Genomic DNA, 17,814 nt, shown 5'->3' with positions numbered 1-17,814 from the left:
AACGGTACTTAACCCTAATTTGTCAGTTAAATTTACTACGAATGTTTACTGACGAGTCAGGTTTAATAATCTCCAAAATCGTCCAGTTCATCACGTAAACGTTTTTCATCTAACATATTTTCCAATCGCCTACGTGCATCCAAACCACGAGGAACAGTTTCCATAACTTCTACATCAACATCCAATTCACTATCAACATCAACGAAGTCTTCTCCGACTTCGACAACAGCATCTTCATCATCTTCAAATAAATCACTCATACCATTCTCTCAATGAGTTATACTGTACCTAGAACCATCCAAAAGGATCTAAAAACCAGGACGGCTTATATACCTTATTTTTCCTGTTGTGACTAGTTTTTTTTAAAAAAAAATAGCAATTGATTCAGATTTGAGAGTGACAAATTTTTTCGAAGATTTCAATACCTTGAATTTTTACAATAAAGAATCAATAATTTAATAAGCACAATACATTGATACCTGTATGGCAGATCAAATCAAAAAGGCTTTAAGAGATACGATGAAACAAATACGATCCAAGATATCTGTTTCGTATCGCGCCACAGCTTCAAGTCAAGTTTGTACGCGCATTCGCTTGCTGGAACAATATCGTTGTGCCCAGCATATAGCGCTTTATTTCGCGGTAAATGGCGAAATTGATCTAGATGAACTATGGAAAAATGCACTCTTGCAAGGGAAAGTCTGTTATTTTCCTGTCCTCAATGAGGATTTAACTCTTTCTTTTTTACCCGCGACAATGGATACCCCTTTTCAAAAGAATCGCTATGGGATTTCTGAGCCTAATGTTAGTGCTGATTTAGCAATCCCTGTAGAAGAGTTGGATTTGGCCTTAATTCCCTTAGTTGCTTTTGATGTACGCTGTAATCGTCTTGGCATGGGGGCTGGTTATTACGATCGTACATTCAAAGGCAAAGAGAAGTGTCCCTTATTTGGCGTAGCGTACCAATTTCAGCGTGTCGATGAGTACCTCGATCCAGAACCCTGGGATATTCAGCTTAACGCCGTAATAACCCAACGTGCCATTTATTGGTATGGCGGATGATTCTAGTTTTAGGTTAAAGCATCTGCATTGATTTCCCCGGTACGCACACGAACTACTTGCTGCAATTCATAAACAAAAATTTTGCCATCACCAATCTTACCGGTATATGCAGACTTGCAAATTGCTTCAATTGCCGCTTCAACCATATCATCTGGTAACGCGAGTTCAATTTTAATTTTGGGAAGAAAATCCACTACATATTCAGCCCCTCGATACAATTCAGTATGACCTTTTTGTCGCCCAAAACCCCGTGTTTCAGAAATGGTTATTCCCGGTACTCCAATTTCCATTAATGCTTCATGAACGTCATCCAGTTTAAAAGGCTTAATAATTGCCATAATCATTTTCATAATATATTCCGCTGTGATTATACTTTTGTTAGACTCTTTGCAAAAACAAACATGGAGTGATTATGTTCGACCCCAAACAATTTGATGATTTAGCAAAAAAACTTTTTTCAGCTCTCCCCCCAAGTCTACAAAACATTGAAAAAGACATTCAACAAAAATTTAAAGAAGTACTACAAGCTGCCTTTTCTCATATGGAACTTATTACTCGCGAAGAATTTGATGTACAGACCAAAGTTCTGGCGCGGACTCGTGAAAAAGTAGAACAACTTCAAAAGCAAGTCGATATGTTAATGACCCAGCTTAATAAAGATCAAAAATAATTACAGAGTAGCTTAAGCGGTAATAGGAAAGTTTGCCGTTCATTTAGTCCAACATCACAGGAATAAGCAATGAATCTTGCGTTTACTAAAACACGTAGTACTGTTGGGATATTGGCACACCCCGTGTCAGTAGAAGTTCATTTATCAAATGGTTTGCCTGGATTTACAATAGTAGGTCTTGCCGAAACTGCAGTGAAAGAAAGCAAGGATCGAGTTCGTTCCGCGATTATTAATAGCCAGTTTGAGTTTCCCTGCCGCAAAATCACCGTGAACCTGGGGCCTGCCGATTTACCCAAAACTGGTAGCGGTTTTGACTTACCAATCGCCCTTGGAATTCTAGCTGCATCAAATCAAATTCCCAAGAATCAATTGGCTAACCATGAATTTATCGCAGAGCTTGCCTTAAGTGGAGAGCTTCGAGGTATTTCGGCTATTATTCCTGCGGTCTTGGCGGCATATAAAAGCCAAAGTTTACTTATTATTGCTAGTGCTAATGCTCATGAAGCCTCATTAACCGGCTATCAAAACATCTATAGTGCAAACAATTTGCGTGAAGTATGCAGCTACCTTTGCCAAGGAACTTCATTGCATGCACTACCACCAAAGCCAGACTCATCCTCCACGCAATACACTATGGACTGGTCTGATATCAAAGGACAGTTTCATGCGAAAAAGGCAATGGAAATTGCTGCCTGTGGTGGTCACAGTATTTTGCTAAGTGGAGCTCCTGGAAGTGGCAAGACAATGTTAGCCAAGCGATTCAATACGTTACTTCCCCAATTATCTGAAACAGAAGCCCTGGAGTGTGTGGTTATCAATTCTATACGAGGTAAATTACCTGACTTTAGCGAATGGCGTTCACCACCCTTTCGCGCTCCTCATCATACTGCATCACCTGTATCTCTGGTTGGTGGAGGAAATCCACCTAAGCCAGGAGAAATCTCTCTGGCACATCATGGGGTTTTATTTCTTGATGAATTACCTGAATTTAATCGGCAAGTTCTAGAAACTCTAAGACAACCGCTTGAGTCGGGAATCATATGTATTTCAAGAGCCGCCGCACAAACAGAATTTCCCGCCCAATTTCAGTTCATCGCCGCAATGAATCCATGCCCATGTGGACAATGGGGTAATCCTCAAGCAAACTGCTTATGCAGCGCTGATCGTATTAAACGTTATCATGCGAAGATTTCAGCCCCTTTATTGGATCGCATTGATATGCATATCGTGGTCCAAGGGCTAACACAGGAAGAGTTGATTACTCCGAATATGAATCCCAAGAAACAAAGTGAATTAATCCGAGAACAAGTTATCAAAGTACGAACGTTACAAGAGGAACGACAAAATTGCCTCAATGCCCATTTAAGCGCTAATATTTGTGAAGAAATTTGTGCATTAGGCTCTCAAGAACACGATTTTTTACGCCAATCGATGCTGAAATTCAAACTTTCTGCTAGAGGGTATCATCGCTTATTGAAAGTTGCACGAACTATAGCGGACATGAATGAAAGCAGCCAGGTTTCTAAAATTCATCTGCAACAGGCATTGTCCTTTAGACATACTTTATCCACTCCTGGAACACTATAATCCAGGATGTTTAATAGAACAGTTTTCCCGTTTTTCAAGTTTATTGAGTGCTGCTTCTTTGCATTTGAACTCAGGGTACCCCTAAATTCAAATGCAAATTTAACAAACGCACAAGATAATATATTACAGGAACGAACACACCAAATATAAAAATAATGTACATTGCAGATATCGAGTAATGCGTTACTCCATCACACTGTATTTCATTATTTCCATAAATTTTTTTCCTTTGAGCTAAAAGATAAATTAAAAATAATAAACCATAAAAAAAGGTAGAAAAAAAGCTGATTCGTACCAGTAAATTATGCATTTCTTTACTGTTCACATAATCAACAGGAAAATTGATGAGAAAAAGACATAAAAGCCAAACAACCATTGTTTTCGTAGGAATATTTTGTTTCTCTAAGGCTACGAACCAAATAAGTGTCATGGGCAAAACTAATAAAGGAAAATAATAAACCCAACCAAAAGGACTCATAAGTAACATCATAGCCAGAGTCAAGCAAAAAGGCTGGTGGTTTATCCGATCGTTATCAGTTGGTCCCAGATTTAGCCAATACCATAAAAGTAACAGGACAAATACACTGCCATAAACAAGATTAACTGGTATCAAATAAGACATATTAGGGAGTATTTCGCCACCAAAAACCAGACGAAAAATAAAACCATAAATTGAAGCATTCCAATCATCGCCATACCAAAATACATTGCTCATCATTTTGAAATATTGATTATAAATCACTGGACCATAAACCAGCACAGGAATAAATACCGCAATTAAGAGTGTAACGAGCATGCTCAGAAGAACACGTTGGCGGCGTTGTTTTAAAACATAGAAAAATAACAGTGCCGGAAACAATTTAATGGCAATAATAATTCCCCATAATATCCCTGCAATATAGTCACGCCGATTCAAATAAAAATAATAACCCAACATGATAAGAAACAACAAAATGCAGCCAAACTGCTGCGTAACAAAATTCATTAATGTCGGAAAAAATGAGAAATAAAGAAGGTATAGAATGACGTAATTCTTTTTCAAAAACCGCATGGAAAAAGCATAATAAAATGTAATGGTGACACCCATTATTCCCAAAATAAGAGAAAAGAAAAACCAGAACAGTAATGCATGCGAATAACTGAAATGAGCCAAAAAACTAAAGCTCCACAAAACAAATGGAGGATTTAAATTGGCAGGTAAAATCTTTGCAGAAGACAAATAAGTAGTAAAAAAATTTCTATAAGGATTTTCTCCCTGTAAAAAAGCTTGGGATGATAAATAAAAAGAAGAAAAATCGATTCGTTGGTAATGCTTAAAAATAAAATAGGAGAGTAAGCAATAAAAGCTCAGCAGCAGTAGAATGCATATGTTCCGATAACAACGACTCATCAAATAGATCCTTGACTCTTTCCGTATTAAATTGCTATCCCGCTGCGGCTTCTCAACAATACTACCTTTGATTACATAATGCATCAAAAATTGCCATACGTACAAACACACCATTAGCAACTTGATTTAATATAAAGGAGTTGGGCCCATCTGCCACATCACTGTCTATTTCAACACCACGATTTATAGGTCCCGGGTGCATCACCATCACATCCGATTTAGTGTAAGCTAGATTTTTCTTTGTTAAGGCAAAATCACGTCGATAAGAATCAAGATCCAAATGATCAGACTCCAATAAACGCTCACGCTGTACCCGCAAACAAATCACGACATCGGCATCAGTTAATCCATCCTGTAAATCCTGAGTTACCCGTCCATAGTGCAAGGTCTTCGGCTGCCAAAGTTCTGGTGCAACTAAAACAAGCTCTCCTACTCCTAGTTGCGCACAAATGCATTGAAATGAATTGGCAACCCGTGAATGCCTAATATTTCCCAAGATCGCAATTTTTAATTGATCCAATCGAGTTTTCTGTTCAAGAATCGTCATCATATCAAGCAAAGCTTGGCTTGGGTGAGCATGAGCGCCATCACCGGCATTGATTATATGAATTCCATCTCCGATTTGACGTGCTAAATTTTGTTGTAACCCATCTTGCGAGTGACGAATTACAAAATACTTAATTCCCATTGCAGCCAAGGTACGTATTGTGTCTTCAATAATCTCTCCCTTGGTTTCAGAAGAGCTTTGTAAATCCAAGTTGATTACTGGCATAGATAAACGATTTGCAGCTAATTCAAAACTCACCCGAGTGCGGGTACTGTTTTCATAAAACAAATTCGCAACCGTATGTTGTGCATATGAAGGATATTGGTTATGCTGTTTGAAATAAACTGCACGTTGCAGTAAAGCCTCAATCTGTTGTCGTGATAATTGACTAATTTCTAAAAAATGATTCATAAAACCCTTATCTCTTATAACTTAACTACCAGGAGTCTAGGGTCTTTTCCATTTCGCCAGATTGAACCCAGCCTGATTATCAAGCATCAAAACACATAAATTCAGGTCATTTAGGCCATGATAGTAGAAATGGAAGCAGCCCCTATTCAGGATATTGCAGCCACTGCTCAAGTATAACACAAGCCGCTATACTATCTACCTCAGATTGTTTGATTTTTCGATATCCACCTTGTGCAAACAATTGCTCTCTAGCCTCAACGGTTGAGAGTCGTTCATCAACCAAATGAACTGGCAAAGAAAATCGCTTGCGTAATTCTTTGGCAAACCGACGCGCAGCAGACGTTGTATATAATTCACTGCCATCAATACACGTGGGAATACCAACAATTAGTCCTTGGGGTGACCATTCAGCAATAACTTTGGCAACTGCATTCCAATCAGGAACGCCCAAACGAGCATTGAGGGTCGCAAGAGGAGAAGCACTACACGTTAATTGCTGACCCACTGCAACACCAATGCGCTTATAACCAAAATCAAAACCTAAAAAAACAGGACTAGGCATGGCCGATATTTGAACTAAGTTGACTCATTTTGATCCCTAAAGTGGATCCTGCATATTCCCATCGATCTTCGAAGGGCACCTCATACAGAATTTCTGAGCGGTATGGGCAAACTAACCATGTATTTTCTAGAATTTCTTTTTCTAATTGATGCTCAACCCATCCAGCATAACCTAAAGTAATTAAAACGTCTTTAGGCCCTTTGTCTTCTGCAATGGCGCGAATAATATCATTTGATGTGGTTACCGTCACCTCATCTTGCAAAAACAAACTGGAACGCCAACCCCCAAGTTGTTTATGAATAACAAATCCTCTCTCAGGCTGTACGGGGCCACCAAACATTAGCGGTAAGCGGTTTTGCTCTGTTCGAATCGGTTCAATATGCAATTGTTCAAAAACAATTGACAAAGGAAATTGCATGGGACGATTTATAATCAAGCCTACCGAACCTTGCTCATGGTGTTCACAAATATAAATTACAGTTCGTTCAAAATTAGGATCATTAAGGGAAGGCATTGCGATCAGCAAGTGATTAGCCAAGGAGCTTATAATTGCCATGAGCCCTCCATAAAGGTTGGTTTATTTATATGCTGCTATATTAATTATACACCAGCAGTTCGATTTTTATTCAATTATTTAAAGATTACCTGCTACTGAAACCTTTACATAAAGCGTAGCTTGTTGAGAAAACGGCCTTCCTGCGGTATATGAAACAGAGGAAGAATCGGTATCCTGTGTTCCCTCTGGACTCCCCAAAGAAACCCACTTATTTAATGGAACCATTAATGTCGTATCTATATTTTGATTATCAAACTGTTGGCCACCAGCTGGGTCTTGCTGTTCACGCACACGACGCAACTTTAATTCAACCTGCGATCCACGCATAACAGGTTGTACCAATAAACCATTTTTGATTTGATGCTGTTGGTAAGCGATTCCTGTAAAAAATCCTGCGCCTACCGCAGTAATGATCGGTACCTCTTGATCAGTAGATACAAAAGCAGACTCACCACTCATAACTTTAACCGATTGTGTGCGCTTCACTTCAGCCGGAGAGCTTGAACTATAGGTTACAGTATTTTCATTTTGTGCACTGAGCCAATTCGGATCACCTTGATAGATGGAAATATTAAAAGTTACTGGAGGAACATCGATTTGATGTAATACCGTTCTAATTTGGGTTAATGTTTGAGGTGAAACTTGCACGACTAAGGTTTGATCAGCGCCACTTATTTTTTCTCCGGTTTGCAGCAAGGGTTGTACTAACTGAATAACTTTTTGGACAGGAACATAATGCAATTCAATTACCTTGGTAATCGTTTGGGAAAATACGTTATTTGCTAACAACAATAATCCTATTAGCCAAAATCGCTTCATCCTGAGCTCCTTGTTCCTATTTCATTGATCCGATTATGAAAATTTATTGTGGTAAACCCTAATATTTTCAATTGTAGACCAATATGAAAAATCATTGCAGCAAATTGAATATATTTTTATTTTTTCTACCTGAAAAATAAAAAAATAAAACGAAAAAATTCATGAACTGCAATTCAATGGTTTTGTTCCTTAAAAAGTTTGGGTATAATTCTCAACAATTTGCTTAAGAGATGCGAACATCATGGGTAGCATATTTAATATGTTTGGTCCCTCACCAATAAGACCGATAGAACAACACATGCGAAAAGTGCACCAATGTGCCAAACAGCTCTACCCATTTTTTGAGGCGATCCTGAAAAAGGATTGGACCACAGCGAATCGAATAAAGGAAAAAATAATTTCTCTTGAAAAGGAAGCCGATTTAATCAAACGGGATCTACGCCTTCATCTGCCTACTGGACTTTTCCTTCCTGTTTCTCGTACTGACTTGCTTGAGCTGCTTGGTGCTCAGGATTTCATCGCGAATAAAGCGGAAGACATTGCCATACTGATCGTTAGTAGACAAATGACCATCCCAGAAACGATAGTTCCCATTTTTATGCCTTTTTTAAGTCGTTGTCTGGACGCATCAAAGCAAGCTTGTAAAGCAATAAATGAATTAGATGAGTTACTAGAGACAGGTTTCAGGGGCTCTGAAGTGAAGATCGTTGAAGAAATGATCTTAACACTTTATGAGATTGAACATGACAGTGATGAACGCCTAGCAGATATCAGACATCGTATTTTTGAAATCGAAAAGGATTTATCTGCAATTGATGCAATTTTTCTGTACAAATTAGTCCAATGGATTGATGATTTAGCCGATGGCGCTCAACATGTGGGTAGTCGTCTTCAAATTCTAATAGCCCGGTAGTCAAGTTCTATGGATTATTCAATTATATATCTTCTTATAGCAGTCATTTTGTGTTTTTTGATGACTTGGGGTGTTGGCGCTAATGATTTAGCCAATGTCATGAGCACTACAATGGGCTCAAAAGCCGTTACCGTCAAGCAAGCGATGTTAATCGCCATAATTTTTGAATTTGCTGGTGCCTTTTTAGGTGGAACTGGTGTTACCGAAACGATGCGAGATGGAATTATAAACTCCAGTGAACTCTCTGGACAACCATTGATCCTTATAGAAGGAATGTTGGGTGTTTTATTAGCTTGCACAATCTGGATGAATCTTGCGAGCTATCTGGGAGTTCCTGTTTCAATTACTAATGCTTTAGTCGGTTCAATGGTAGGTTTTGGCGCCGTTGTATTAGGACCTCAAGCAATTCATTGGAATCAAGTAAGTCGCATTGCCGTAAGCTGGGTTACCTCCCCAATGATTTCAGGAATCACTGCTTTTGTATTATTTACCAGTATTCAACAAACTATTTTTGTAAAAACTAACCCGCTAGCCAAAGCTAAATTATATATCCCTATTTATCTTTTCCTCATTGGCTCGATTTTGTCTTTTATCACCGTATTTAAGGGACTCAATCATTTTCATATTCACTTGAATTTCAAGCAAAATCTTGCTGTTACTTTGGCAACCAGCATAATTATTACAATTATTGGAATGGTGATTATAAAACGCATCCCGGAGCACCATAGAATAAGACGTAGAGAGCGATTTATACAAGTTGAAAAGTATTTTGCTGTTCTTATGGCTATGACTGCTTGTGCGATGGCTTTTGCTCATGGCTCCAATGACGTAGCCTTAGCAGTGGGACCGCTTTCAATCATCTACAGCTTGATTATGAACTCACATCAGGTTTTTAATGCCAATAATTACCCTGCATGGATTATCTTACTAGGTTGTGTTGGTGTAATTACAGGCCTTCTTATGTATGGTAGGAAAGTCATTGAAACCGTAGGTAGCTCTATCACTGCACTTACACCCAGCCGCGCCTTTGCAGCAACGCTTTCCGCCGCAACAACTGTTGTGGTAGCAACAAGTACAGGTATTCCAGTTTCAGCAACGCAAACATTAGTTGGTGCTGTTCTTGGGGTGGGGTTAGCACGAGGTATTGGTGCGTTAAATCTGATTGTAATTCGCAACATCTTCATGTCATGGGTCTTAACGTTACCCGCAGCTTCTATTTTAACAATCCTAGCTTACAAAGCATTACATTTCTTCTTAGGCTAGATACACCATCTTTAGTAAGACTGTTTTTTTACTGTATATGGCCGATGCATCAATTCGAACGCCGATTGTAGCCAAAATCTAGCGAAGCGGAATCCGGAGTTTCTGGTAAAGAACTTCCGGGTTACGCAACGTTGACTTATTTCTTCAGGGTGACGCGCTTGAGCATTCACAAGAATGCATCATCTCGATGCGCGATTAGGAAATTTCTTCGTCGTAAACCTTTGGGAGTGATGAATATCAAACGAAGACTACTGTGCTATATATAGGTAATATGAAACGTAAAAAACAATCTGATATCAAGCTCAGATTGCTTTCACTGAGGCAATGCGAAGATTAAAATTCTTCCCAGATCTCACCCTTTTCATTTCCGTAATCTTTATTATCACGCATCATAGAAATACGTTTGTGCTTGTTAATTTCTTTTATTTGCGATGCAGATTTATTATGAGTTGCATCAAATTCAAATAAAAATTTATCATAAGGGCTTACATAAGCTTTATCTATATCATCTGAGTTCATAACCAATCCAAATAACTATAATTTAAAGTAGGTATTTTATAGCTTTTTCATCTAAGTTACCATTACTCTAACTTTTAAAGAAATTAGGAGCAAATGATGAGTTTAAAAAAAGCGGAGTTACATGTCCATTTGGAAGGTACCATCACTCCTGGATTAGCTGCAAAGTTGGCTGCGCGTAATAAACTAGAACTCCCTGAAGGCCTCGTTGCACCTGATGGAAGAAGTTATTTATCCAAAGACTTCCTCGATTTTTTAAAGGTTTATGATACGCTTGCATCGGTGATTCGACATCCTCAGGATTATTATGAGATCACCTTCGACTATTTACGAGCCCGCGCTCAAGAAGATGCTATTTATGTTGAGATGATGTATTCACCAGATCATGCAGAGCTTTCGAGCAAAATCCCTTCCGCAGAGCATCTGGCAGCTATTCAACAAGCAATTGACGATGCTAAAGAACAATTCAATATAGTGGGACGCATTATAATTACTGCCGTTCGCCATTTTGGTGTGGAAGCAGTAGAGCATGTTGCGCAACAAACTCATAAAGATAGATTTCCTTGCGTCACAGGTTTTGGTTTAGGCGGTGATGAAGCAAAATTTCCTCCTAAATTGTTCAGTAAAGCATACCGCATTGCAGCTGATGCAGGTTTACAATGCACAGTACACGCAGGGGAATTTGCCCCAGCAAGCGGTATGGTCGAAGCGATGGAAAATCTTCCAATCCAACGTATAGGACATGGCGTTAATTCAATTTATTCACCAGATACCATGGCTATGGTAAAAGATAGAAATATTACTTTGGAAGTTTGCCCTACAAGTAACATCTTTTTGGGTTTGTTTAAAGATATGAATGAACATCCTCTGCCTAGATTTTATGACGAAGGGATTAAAATTAGTATCAATTCTGATGATCCACCTTTTATGAATACTACCTTGGGGCAGGAATATCAACGCGTACAAAAATCATACAATTACAGTAATGAAATAATGAATTCAATCACGCGCATGACCATAGAATCTGCTTTTGTTGATGAAAAAACAAAAGCAGAACTTCTCGCGAGAATTTAATTAGCCCTATTACGCAGGAGCCTGTGTCAGAAAAAAACAGACTCCTACGTCAATCACGTTACAAAAAGAATTAAATGGCTTAATCATTGCTATGAAGTTCACCCATGAGTTGTTCAATGTAACGTCTGCACGTCAGAGGGTTATGCAAAAAATTAATAATACGACGAGTGCCACCAGTACCAGTGATGCTTATCATTCCATAACTCAAAATGCTGCCCATAATGGATTGACGGATATCAATCGCTTCAATTTTGCTTAATGGAATATCAATCGTTTGTCTTACAATGACTCCAGTACGGATAATCACGTGATTTTTCTTGATTGTGAGGGAAGAAAAATAATAAGTCATCCAGGTTATTCCAACCCATAACAAGGCTAGTGCGGCGAAACCGTATCCAAGTTTTTGTAAGAAATCTATTTCCACATAATTAACGATTATCAAAGCAGCGCATAAAGATATAACTGGCCAAAAAAATATAATCCAATGCATGCGGGTAAAATAAATAACATTGCTGTCGTAGGGCTTCTCAAACATTGATTCACCTATAATCCTGAAAGTCTACTAAAAAATTATGATATTGCATTTAGCTCAAATTTACTATTCTATACTTCATAGGAAGTATATACTAACTCTCTTTACATTTTTTTATTCAGAATCGAAAAATGCGCTCTATCAGTCGTTGCCTTAATAAACAACTTGTTGACCTATGCCAACGCTCTGTTCAATTAGAAGAACTTGCAAATAAAATTAAACTCATGCTCCCTGATGCATTAGCAAATGAGTGTCAAGTAGGCAGTTTTAATAAAGGTTGTTTGCTGCTAACAACTACTGACGCAGCCTGGGCAACACAATTACGTTATGCAATTCCGGAACTGCGAGATAAATTGCGTAAAGAAGCAGGCATGTACCAACTTTCCTCAATTAAAGTGGTTGTTATTGAACCAACACTACAATATGCCAAATCCGTACTAACCTCAAAGCATGAGCTATCTGAAAAAGCGAAAGCGATTATTATTAGTGAAAGCCAACATTGTACCTATGAACCATTACAAAAAGCATTATTGCATTTAGCCGATGGTGATAATTCAGTAAATGTAAGCAGTAATAACCAAAAACCTTGACTACTGCAAATCTTCTCATCAATACAATGTCAATGTAACTTGGGTGAAACGTTACATCTAGAGAGCATCGAGTCCTCGGTTTAGCACCCTGGATTGGAGTCTCGGATTCTGCTTTGCTGTACCTAGCCTATAAATAATGCAGATATAATTAAAGATTTGTTTCAGTCAACGCTGTTGCAAAACGACGAGCAACCCATTCCGAACCAAGATAAGTAAAACAATCTTGCAGATAATCAGTCAATTCTTCTTCTTCAATTATATGTTCTTTACCACTCGGCTCAACATCATGATGAAAATAGGTATCAAAATAGCGAATCGAAAAATCGACATAATCTCGCGTATGGAGAATAAAGGTATGCCACAGTTCGTCAAGAATAAGTAATGGCCCGAAAAGGTAGGTTTTCTTTCCTAGTTTTTGCCTTTGCATGTTTAGCCACATCCAAGCCAATAAATCTGCAAATAAATCCTGACCTTCTTGCTCAGAACAGTCAGGATGATGATGGCAAAAATAATTAACTACTGTTTCATTTTTATAAGCAAGTAGTTCAGATAAGCTAATCATCCACAACACGCTTTTTTGACGCTTGGTTTTTGGGTTACATAGCGTACGATACGACAAATCATTTCTTCTTTAGTCATCATTATCTCCACAATTAATTGTAAACAGTGCAGAAAGTTTAACCAATGTTCATAATGGAAGCAATTTAATTATTTATATTTTTCAACTTCACGGGCGTATGAGATCCTCCTGAATATTCAGGAGGAGCCAATTAATTACCAAATCACACAGCGGTTTTTATTCACCATGGGGCTGTCATTAGGAATATGGAACGCTTCCTGAAATTGCGGAATATTAGCTAAACTGCCATTGACTCTGTATTGTGCAGGGGGATGTGGATCCGTAGTTACCTGATTACGCAGTTGTTGTGGTCGAATATTCATCGCCCAAACATGTGCTGTTGCAATAAAAAACTGTTGATCTGGCGTCAGGCCACCAATTGTAGGTGCATTTTTATATGCATCAGAATGCTTAAAGGCTCTATAAGCAAGTGTAATCCCACCTAAATCAGCAGCAGCTTCTCCTACAACCAGTTTTCCTTGTACATGCAAATTTTCATCTACAACATATTGAGAGAACTGATTCACAATACACTGCGTAGCTGTCTTGAATTTTTCTAAATCACTAGGAGTCCACCAATTCTTTAAATTACCATGACCATCAAATTGCGCGCCTTGATCATCAAATCCATGAGTCATTTCATGTCCCATTACAAAACCAATCGCGCCGTAATTTAAAGCAGCAGGTGCATTAGGATCAAAAAATGGCGATTGTAGAATTCCTGCTGGAATATTTAAATTATTCATTGAAGGATCATAATATGCATTGATGGTTTGTGGTGTCATTACCCATTCAGTTCGGTCTATAGGTTTACCGATTTTATTAAGATCACGATTTGTTAAAAATTCATTAGCGCGAATGACATTTAAGACGTACGGCCCTCTATTAATTAGCAATTTGGAATAGTCTCGCCACTTGGAAGGGTAACCTACTCGTTCCTCCATCATTGAAAGTTTTTTCAATGCTGCCTCACGGGTAGCAGGAGTCATCCATGGAAGAGTGCTAATGTCTTCCTGTAAAACCGCGCGGATATTTTTGAGTATATCCAAAGCTTGCTTTTTATCTTCAGGAGAAAAGTAACGTTCCACATACATTTTACCTATAGCAAAACCCAAAGCACCATTTTCTGTTGCAACTACTCGCTTCCATCGGGGTAATATTTTTTCAGCCCCTGTCAGCACAGAGACCATTTTAAAATTCTGGTCCACGAAAGGTTTGGATAAGTATGAGGCAAAAGCATCAATTAAATGCCAACGCAAGTATGTTTTCCAATCATCTAAAGAAACGGTTCTTAATTGTTTGTTCATGTCCTTAAAATACTCGGGCATTGCTAGATTAATACTTTTGATTTGAGCCTGTCCCATCGCTGAGAAATAAGCTGGCCAGGAAAAATCAGGAGTGACTTGCGCGAGTTGTGATCTATCCATAATATGATAAATCGCATGGGGATCACGTTGTTCTATCTGAGACATCGAAGCTTTTGCCATTTGCGTTTCTAACTTCATCACCGTACTGGCTTCAGCTGCTGCTTTATCTGGAGAATCACCCAACAGTTCAAACATTTTGGCTATATGATTTATATAAGCCGTGCGAATTTGTTTAAATTTAGCATCATCTTTTAAATAATAATCGCGATCGGGCAAGCCCAAACCACCCTGCATGGCGGCAGCAATCATCTCTTCACTGTTTTTGAAATCTTGCATGCTGCCAAAATTAAAAAACGCATCAACGCCTATTTGATGCAAATGTGCTATTTCATTTTGTAGATCCGTTAAATTTTTTAAATGATTAATGCGATCAAATTCTGGCTGCAGAGGTTTAATGCCCAATTGATTGATGCTGGTTTCATCCATACCGCTATAATAAAAGTCACCCACTTTTTGCTCTATGCTGCCTGGCTTTGCTTTTGTATTTTTTGCAGCATCGATTAACATTTGATGAATAATATTTTGAACTTTTTCATTAATCAGATTAAAACTCCCCCAACTTGAATAATCGGGGGGAATGGGATTATTTTTTTGCCAATTACCCACTGCATAAGCATAGAAATCTTTACTTGGTGATATTTTGGTATCCAACCAATTCATATGGAGTGCTTGTTCAGCATTTGTTTGGGGTGTCTCTTCAGTGCTTGCTGAATATGTTGAGGAACTGCACAACAAAGCAAAAGTAAAAAGGCTAATATTAAGTTTCATGCCACAACTCTCCCTTGCCAATCATTTATTGTTAATTCACTAGGAATCTGAATAAACGTAGCCAGGTGGCGGAAAATCATAACCAGGACATATGCGGTTCTGTTTTCCTGGGTTACGACGCTGTCTTCACCCAGGCTACATTCCTACGCTTCGACAGGATAAAAATCAGTTTGCATTGTAGGGAGATATTCTTCATTATCAAAATAAGTATATTCCCAAGCGTCTTGTCTTACCATTAATTCACGTAACAATCTGTTATTCAGTTCATGACCAGATTTGTACCCTTCGAATGCACCAATCAAACTAGAACCCAAGAGATACAGATCACCAATTGCATCTAATACCTTATGCGAAACAAACTCTGATTCGAAACGAAGTCCATCATCGTTGAGAACACGATAATCATCGACAACTATAGCATTATCCAAACTTCCGCCCTTTGCCAAATCACACTCTCTTAATTTTTCATAATCAGAAAGGAATCCAAATGTACGTGCTCTGCATACCTCTTTCACATAAGAAGTTGTAGAAAAATCAAAACTTACGGTTTGAGGCTTGTCATTAAAAGCTGGATGATCAAAGTCAATGGTGAAGGAAATTTTATACCCATTATAAGGATAAAATTGAACGTATTTTCCATTGTCTTCCACACGGATGGGCTTAAGAATACGTATATACTTTTTAGGCGCGTTTTGCTCTCTTATTCCTGCTGATTGGATCAAAAAAACAAAAGGAGCAGCACTGCCATCCATAATTGGCAATTCTGGAGCATTCACATCGATATAGGCATTATCAATACCTAAACCTGCCAAGGCAGATAGCAAATGTTCCACAGTAGCAATTTTAACTGGCCCATGGTGTAATGTGGTACATAACATAGTATCGCCCACATTTTCATATGAGGCGGGTATTTCTACTACAGGTGAAAGATCTACTCTTCTAAAAACTATACCTGTATTAACAGGAGCAGGTCTCAAGGTTAAAAGCACTTTTTCACCGGAATGCAATCCTACACCAGTCGCCTGGATCACCTTTTTAGGAGTTCTTTGTTTTGTCATTCAGTGCTCACCTTGTTCCTCATAATATCATTTTTAAAATTTTTTTATTTTGCACGCAAAACCTAGTGATCGTACCAATATTTTAATATTTAGTCTAATTATTTTTTCATCAAAAAATTAAATTTCCCTTCATCTACACCAGTACAGATGAAGGGCGCAATTTATTTTTAAGCTTCTTCTTGCCGACGTAAAAATGCTGGAATATCAAGATAATCCACATCGGGTATCCCATCACCATTTTGTTTCACACCAGAAGACATGCCTGCTTGAGCTTGCTTGCGGACAAGGGCTGGTCTATCTAATTGCTGGTAATCCAAAGAGCCATCACTGCGCGTGGTTTCAAGTAAACGTGCCCGATGAGATTGTGGCTGTGCCTGTTGATGACGCTGTCTCGCATCGCCTAAACCAGTCACAATAACTGTTACACGCATTTCATCTGTCATTTCTGGATCGATTACTGTTCCGACCACTACAGTTGCATCATCAGAAATGAATTCTTTAACTACATCCCCGACTTCTTCAAACTCACCAATTGACATGTCAAGACCAGCAGTAATATTAACCAGGATTCCTCGTGCGCCTGAAAAGTTCACATCCTCTAATAATGGAGATGCAATTGCTGCTTCGGCGGCTTGACGTGCTCGCTGTTCACCCACAGCACTGCCAGTACCCATCATAGCCATACCCATTTCTGACATTACCGTACGCACGTCTGCAAAATCAACGTTAATCAAACCTGGACGAGTGATTAAGTCAGAAATACCTTTTACTGCACCAAGTAAAACATTATTTGCGGCTTTGAAGGCATTAAGAAGGCTGATGTTTTTTCCCAAAACACTGAGTAATTTATTATTAGGAATAGTGATCAATGAATCAACATGTTCTGCTAAACGACGGATTCCGTCCTCTGCAGCCAACGCACGTTGCTTACCTTCAAAAGAAAACGGCTTGGTAACAACAGCCACAGTCAATATGCCTAATTCTTTAGCAATTTCTGCGAAAACCGGTGCTGCACCTGTTCCAGTTCCACCACCCATTCCTGCAGTAATGAATACCATATCTGCACCACTTAATATTTCTCGGATATGATCTCTATCTTCTTCGGCTGCTTCGCGACCTATTTGTGGATTTGCGCCTGCACCCAAGCCCTTAGTTAGCTCATCACCTAGTTGTATATGTATTTTTGCATTTGAGCCTCTTAGTGCCTGGGCATCAGTATTAGCACAGATAAACTCAACTCCATCAATATTTTCTGCAACCATATGCTGGACGGCATTACCACCACCACCACCAACACCTACTACCTTAATAACAGCATTATTACTATGGTGTTGGCCTTCCATTAATTCAAACATAACCTGCTCCCCTCATATGTTTAATCTTTCAACAAAACTCGGCAGTATACTCTTAAATAGAATTATTACCGATATAGTTATATACGTTAGTTGTA

Annotated in this window: 20 protein-coding genes; 7 read left to right on the top strand and 13 right to left on the bottom strand. The window is 38.6% G+C overall.

Going from position 1 to position 17,814, the window contains the following annotated elements:
- Positions 1–62: 62 nt before the first annotated feature.
- A complete protein-coding gene (locus BW930_RS02245; protein WP_058466610.1) occupies positions 63–260 on the bottom strand; it encodes a PA3496 family putative envelope integrity protein in 198 nt (65 codons plus the stop codon).
- Positions 261–483: 223 nt separating this feature from the next.
- On the opposite strand from BW930_RS02245, the gene BW930_RS02240 reads away from it, so the two are divergent.
- Positions 484–1,062 (top strand): 5-formyltetrahydrofolate cyclo-ligase, encoded by a 579-nt coding sequence (locus BW930_RS02240; RefSeq protein ID WP_058466611.1) that lies wholly within the window; start codon positions 484–486, stop codon positions 1,060–1,062.
- An 8-nt stretch (positions 1,063–1,070) separates the two neighbouring features.
- Here the strand turns inward: BW930_RS02240 and BW930_RS02235 are convergent, their stop codons facing one another.
- Positions 1,071–1,412: a P-II family nitrogen regulator gene (locus tag BW930_RS02235; RefSeq protein ID WP_003635241.1), complete on the bottom strand. Its 342-nt coding sequence runs from the start codon at positions 1,410–1,412 to the stop codon at positions 1,071–1,073.
- A 62-nt stretch (positions 1,413–1,474) separates the two neighbouring features.
- On the opposite strand from BW930_RS02235, the gene ubiK reads away from it, so the two are divergent.
- Both ubiK and BW930_RS02225 read left to right on the top strand, forming a co-directional pair.
- Complete coding sequence (ubiK, locus tag BW930_RS02230) at positions 1,475–1,732, top strand: ubiquinone biosynthesis accessory factor UbiK (protein ID WP_058466612.1); 258 nt, start codon at positions 1,475–1,477, stop codon at positions 1,730–1,732.
- A gap of 69 nt (positions 1,733–1,801) precedes the next feature.
- Positions 1,802–3,319, top strand: coding sequence for a YifB family Mg chelatase-like AAA ATPase (locus BW930_RS02225; protein ID WP_058466613.1), 1,518 nt, complete (start codon positions 1,802–1,804; stop codon positions 3,317–3,319).
- Between the two features lie 70 nt (positions 3,320–3,389).
- Here the strand turns inward: BW930_RS02225 and BW930_RS02220 are convergent, their stop codons facing one another.
- The 5 genes from BW930_RS02220 to BW930_RS02200 form a co-directional block, all read right to left on the bottom strand.
- The gene (locus BW930_RS02220; RefSeq protein WP_058466614.1) at positions 3,390–4,709 is read right to left on the bottom strand and encodes a glycosyltransferase family 87 protein; all 1,320 of its coding nucleotides are present in this window, start codon (positions 4,707–4,709) and stop codon (positions 3,390–3,392) included.
- 61 nt (positions 4,710–4,770) lie between these two features.
- Positions 4,771–5,667 (bottom strand): aspartate carbamoyltransferase catalytic subunit, encoded by an 897-nt coding sequence (locus tag BW930_RS02215; RefSeq protein WP_058466615.1) that lies wholly within the window; start codon positions 5,665–5,667, stop codon positions 4,771–4,773.
- Positions 5,668–5,809: 142 nt separating this feature from the next.
- Positions 5,810–6,229: a Holliday junction resolvase RuvX gene (gene ruvX / locus BW930_RS02210; RefSeq protein WP_058466616.1), complete on the bottom strand. Its 420-nt coding sequence runs from the start codon at positions 6,227–6,229 to the stop codon at positions 5,810–5,812.
- Positions 6,222–6,785, bottom strand: a complete 564-nt coding sequence (locus BW930_RS02205) for a YqgE/AlgH family protein (protein WP_058466617.1) — start codon at positions 6,783–6,785, stop codon at positions 6,222–6,224. Before BW930_RS02205 ends, ruvX begins: the two co-directional genes overlap by 8 nt.
- A gap of 78 nt (positions 6,786–6,863) precedes the next feature.
- Entirely contained in the window at positions 6,864–7,604 is a 741-nt protein-coding gene (locus BW930_RS02200; protein WP_058466618.1) for a type II/III secretion system protein, read from the bottom strand.
- A 241-nt stretch (positions 7,605–7,845) separates the two neighbouring features.
- Between BW930_RS02200 and BW930_RS02195 the strand changes: the two genes are divergently transcribed.
- A complete protein-coding gene (locus BW930_RS02195) occupies positions 7,846–8,517 on the top strand; it encodes a TIGR00153 family protein (protein ID WP_058466619.1) in 672 nt (223 codons plus the stop codon).
- Positions 8,518–8,526: 9 nt separating this feature from the next.
- On the top strand, positions 8,527–9,780 hold the full coding sequence (locus BW930_RS02190) for an inorganic phosphate transporter (protein ID WP_058466620.1): 1,254 nt from the start codon (positions 8,527–8,529) through the stop codon (positions 9,778–9,780).
- 333 nt (positions 9,781–10,113) lie between these two features.
- On the opposite strand, the gene BW930_RS02185 is transcribed toward BW930_RS02190, so the two are convergent.
- A complete protein-coding gene (locus tag BW930_RS02185; protein WP_058466621.1) occupies positions 10,114–10,299 on the bottom strand; it encodes a CBU_0585 family protein in 186 nt (61 codons plus the stop codon).
- Between the two features lie 96 nt (positions 10,300–10,395).
- On the opposite strand from BW930_RS02185, the gene BW930_RS02180 reads away from it, so the two are divergent.
- Positions 10,396–11,370 carry an adenosine deaminase gene (locus BW930_RS02180; protein WP_058466622.1) on the top strand — a complete coding sequence of 325 codons (975 nt, stop codon included), beginning with the start codon at positions 10,396–10,398 and terminating at the stop codon, positions 11,368–11,370.
- Between the two features lie 79 nt (positions 11,371–11,449).
- Here BW930_RS02180 and BW930_RS02175 read toward each other — a convergent pair whose 3' ends face one another.
- Entirely contained in the window at positions 11,450–11,905 is a 456-nt protein-coding gene (locus BW930_RS02175; RefSeq protein WP_058466623.1) for a PH domain-containing protein, read from the bottom strand.
- 128 nt (positions 11,906–12,033) lie between these two features.
- Between BW930_RS02175 and BW930_RS02170 the strand changes: the two genes are divergently transcribed.
- A complete protein-coding gene (locus BW930_RS02170; protein ID WP_058466624.1) occupies positions 12,034–12,492 on the top strand; it encodes a DciA family protein in 459 nt (152 codons plus the stop codon).
- 148 nt (positions 12,493–12,640) lie between these two features.
- Here the strand turns inward: BW930_RS02170 and BW930_RS02165 are convergent, their stop codons facing one another.
- The 4 genes from BW930_RS02165 to ftsZ all read right to left on the bottom strand — a co-directional run bounded on the left by BW930_RS02165 (position 12,641) and on the right by ftsZ (position 17,719).
- Complete coding sequence (locus BW930_RS02165; RefSeq protein ID WP_058466625.1) at positions 12,641–13,054, bottom strand: glycine-rich domain-containing protein; 414 nt, start codon at positions 13,052–13,054, stop codon at positions 12,641–12,643.
- Positions 13,055–13,266: 212 nt separating this feature from the next.
- Entirely contained in the window at positions 13,267–15,306 is a 2,040-nt protein-coding gene (locus BW930_RS02160) for a M13 family metallopeptidase (protein ID WP_058466626.1), read from the bottom strand.
- 143 nt (positions 15,307–15,449) lie between these two features.
- A complete protein-coding gene (gene lpxC, locus BW930_RS02155) occupies positions 15,450–16,364 on the bottom strand; it encodes a UDP-3-O-acyl-N-acetylglucosamine deacetylase (RefSeq protein WP_058466627.1) in 915 nt (304 codons plus the stop codon).
- Between the two features lie 167 nt (positions 16,365–16,531).
- Entirely contained in the window at positions 16,532–17,719 is a 1,188-nt protein-coding gene (gene ftsZ / locus BW930_RS02150) for a cell division protein FtsZ (protein WP_058466628.1), read from the bottom strand.
- Between the last annotated feature and the right edge of the window lie 95 nt (positions 17,720–17,814).

The sequence above is a fragment of the Fluoribacter gormanii genome (assembly GCF_900156395.1).
GTDB classification, from domain to species: domain Bacteria; phylum Pseudomonadota; class Gammaproteobacteria; order Legionellales; family Legionellaceae; genus Legionella; species Legionella gormanii.
Note: the sequence above shows the minus strand (reverse complement) of the source record. Positions and strands in the feature narration are given on the sequence as shown.

Excerpts from the sequence above, each read along its gene's own strand:
- BW930_RS02245 (WP_058466610.1), bottom strand. The coding sequence starts at position 260 with ATGAGTGATTTATTTGAAGATGATGAAGATGCTGTTGTCGAAGTCGGA.
- BW930_RS02240 (WP_058466611.1), top strand. The coding sequence starts at position 484 with ATGGCAGATCAAATCAAAAAGGCTTTAAGAGATACGATGAAACAAATA.
- BW930_RS02235 (WP_003635241.1), bottom strand. The coding sequence starts at position 1,412 with ATGAAAATGATTATGGCAATTATTAAGCCTTTTAAACTGGATGACGTT.
- ubiK (WP_058466612.1), top strand. The coding sequence starts at position 1,475 with ATGTTCGACCCCAAACAATTTGATGATTTAGCAAAAAAACTTTTTTCA.
- BW930_RS02225 (WP_058466613.1), top strand. The coding sequence starts at position 1,802 with ATGAATCTTGCGTTTACTAAAACACGTAGTACTGTTGGGATATTGGCA.
- BW930_RS02220 (WP_058466614.1), bottom strand. The coding sequence starts at position 4,709 with ATGAGTCGTTGTTATCGGAACATATGCATTCTACTGCTGCTGAGCTTT.
- BW930_RS02215 (WP_058466615.1), bottom strand. The coding sequence starts at position 5,667 with ATGAATCATTTTTTAGAAATTAGTCAATTATCACGACAACAGATTGAG.
- ruvX (WP_058466616.1), bottom strand. The coding sequence starts at position 6,229 with ATGCCTAGTCCTGTTTTTTTAGGTTTTGATTTTGGTTATAAGCGCATT.
- BW930_RS02205 (WP_058466617.1), bottom strand. The coding sequence starts at position 6,785 with ATGGCAATTATAAGCTCCTTGGCTAATCACTTGCTGATCGCAATGCCT.
- BW930_RS02200 (WP_058466618.1), bottom strand. The coding sequence starts at position 7,604 with ATGAAGCGATTTTGGCTAATAGGATTATTGTTGTTAGCAAATAACGTA.
- BW930_RS02195 (WP_058466619.1), top strand. The coding sequence starts at position 7,846 with ATGGGTAGCATATTTAATATGTTTGGTCCCTCACCAATAAGACCGATA.
- BW930_RS02190 (WP_058466620.1), top strand. The coding sequence starts at position 8,527 with ATGGATTATTCAATTATATATCTTCTTATAGCAGTCATTTTGTGTTTT.
- BW930_RS02185 (WP_058466621.1), bottom strand. The coding sequence starts at position 10,299 with ATGAACTCAGATGATATAGATAAAGCTTATGTAAGCCCTTATGATAAA.
- BW930_RS02180 (WP_058466622.1), top strand. The coding sequence starts at position 10,396 with ATGAGTTTAAAAAAAGCGGAGTTACATGTCCATTTGGAAGGTACCATC.
- BW930_RS02175 (WP_058466623.1), bottom strand. The coding sequence starts at position 11,905 with ATGTTTGAGAAGCCCTACGACAGCAATGTTATTTATTTTACCCGCATG.
- BW930_RS02170 (WP_058466624.1), top strand. The coding sequence starts at position 12,034 with ATGCGCTCTATCAGTCGTTGCCTTAATAAACAACTTGTTGACCTATGC.
- BW930_RS02165 (WP_058466625.1), bottom strand. The coding sequence starts at position 13,054 with ATGATTAGCTTATCTGAACTACTTGCTTATAAAAATGAAACAGTAGTT.
- BW930_RS02160 (WP_058466626.1), bottom strand. The coding sequence starts at position 15,306 with ATGAAACTTAATATTAGCCTTTTTACTTTTGCTTTGTTGTGCAGTTCC.
- lpxC (WP_058466627.1), bottom strand. The coding sequence starts at position 16,364 with ATGACAAAACAAAGAACTCCTAAAAAGGTGATCCAGGCGACTGGTGTA.
- ftsZ (WP_058466628.1), bottom strand. The coding sequence starts at position 17,719 with ATGTTTGAATTAATGGAAGGCCAACACCATAGTAATAATGCTGTTATT.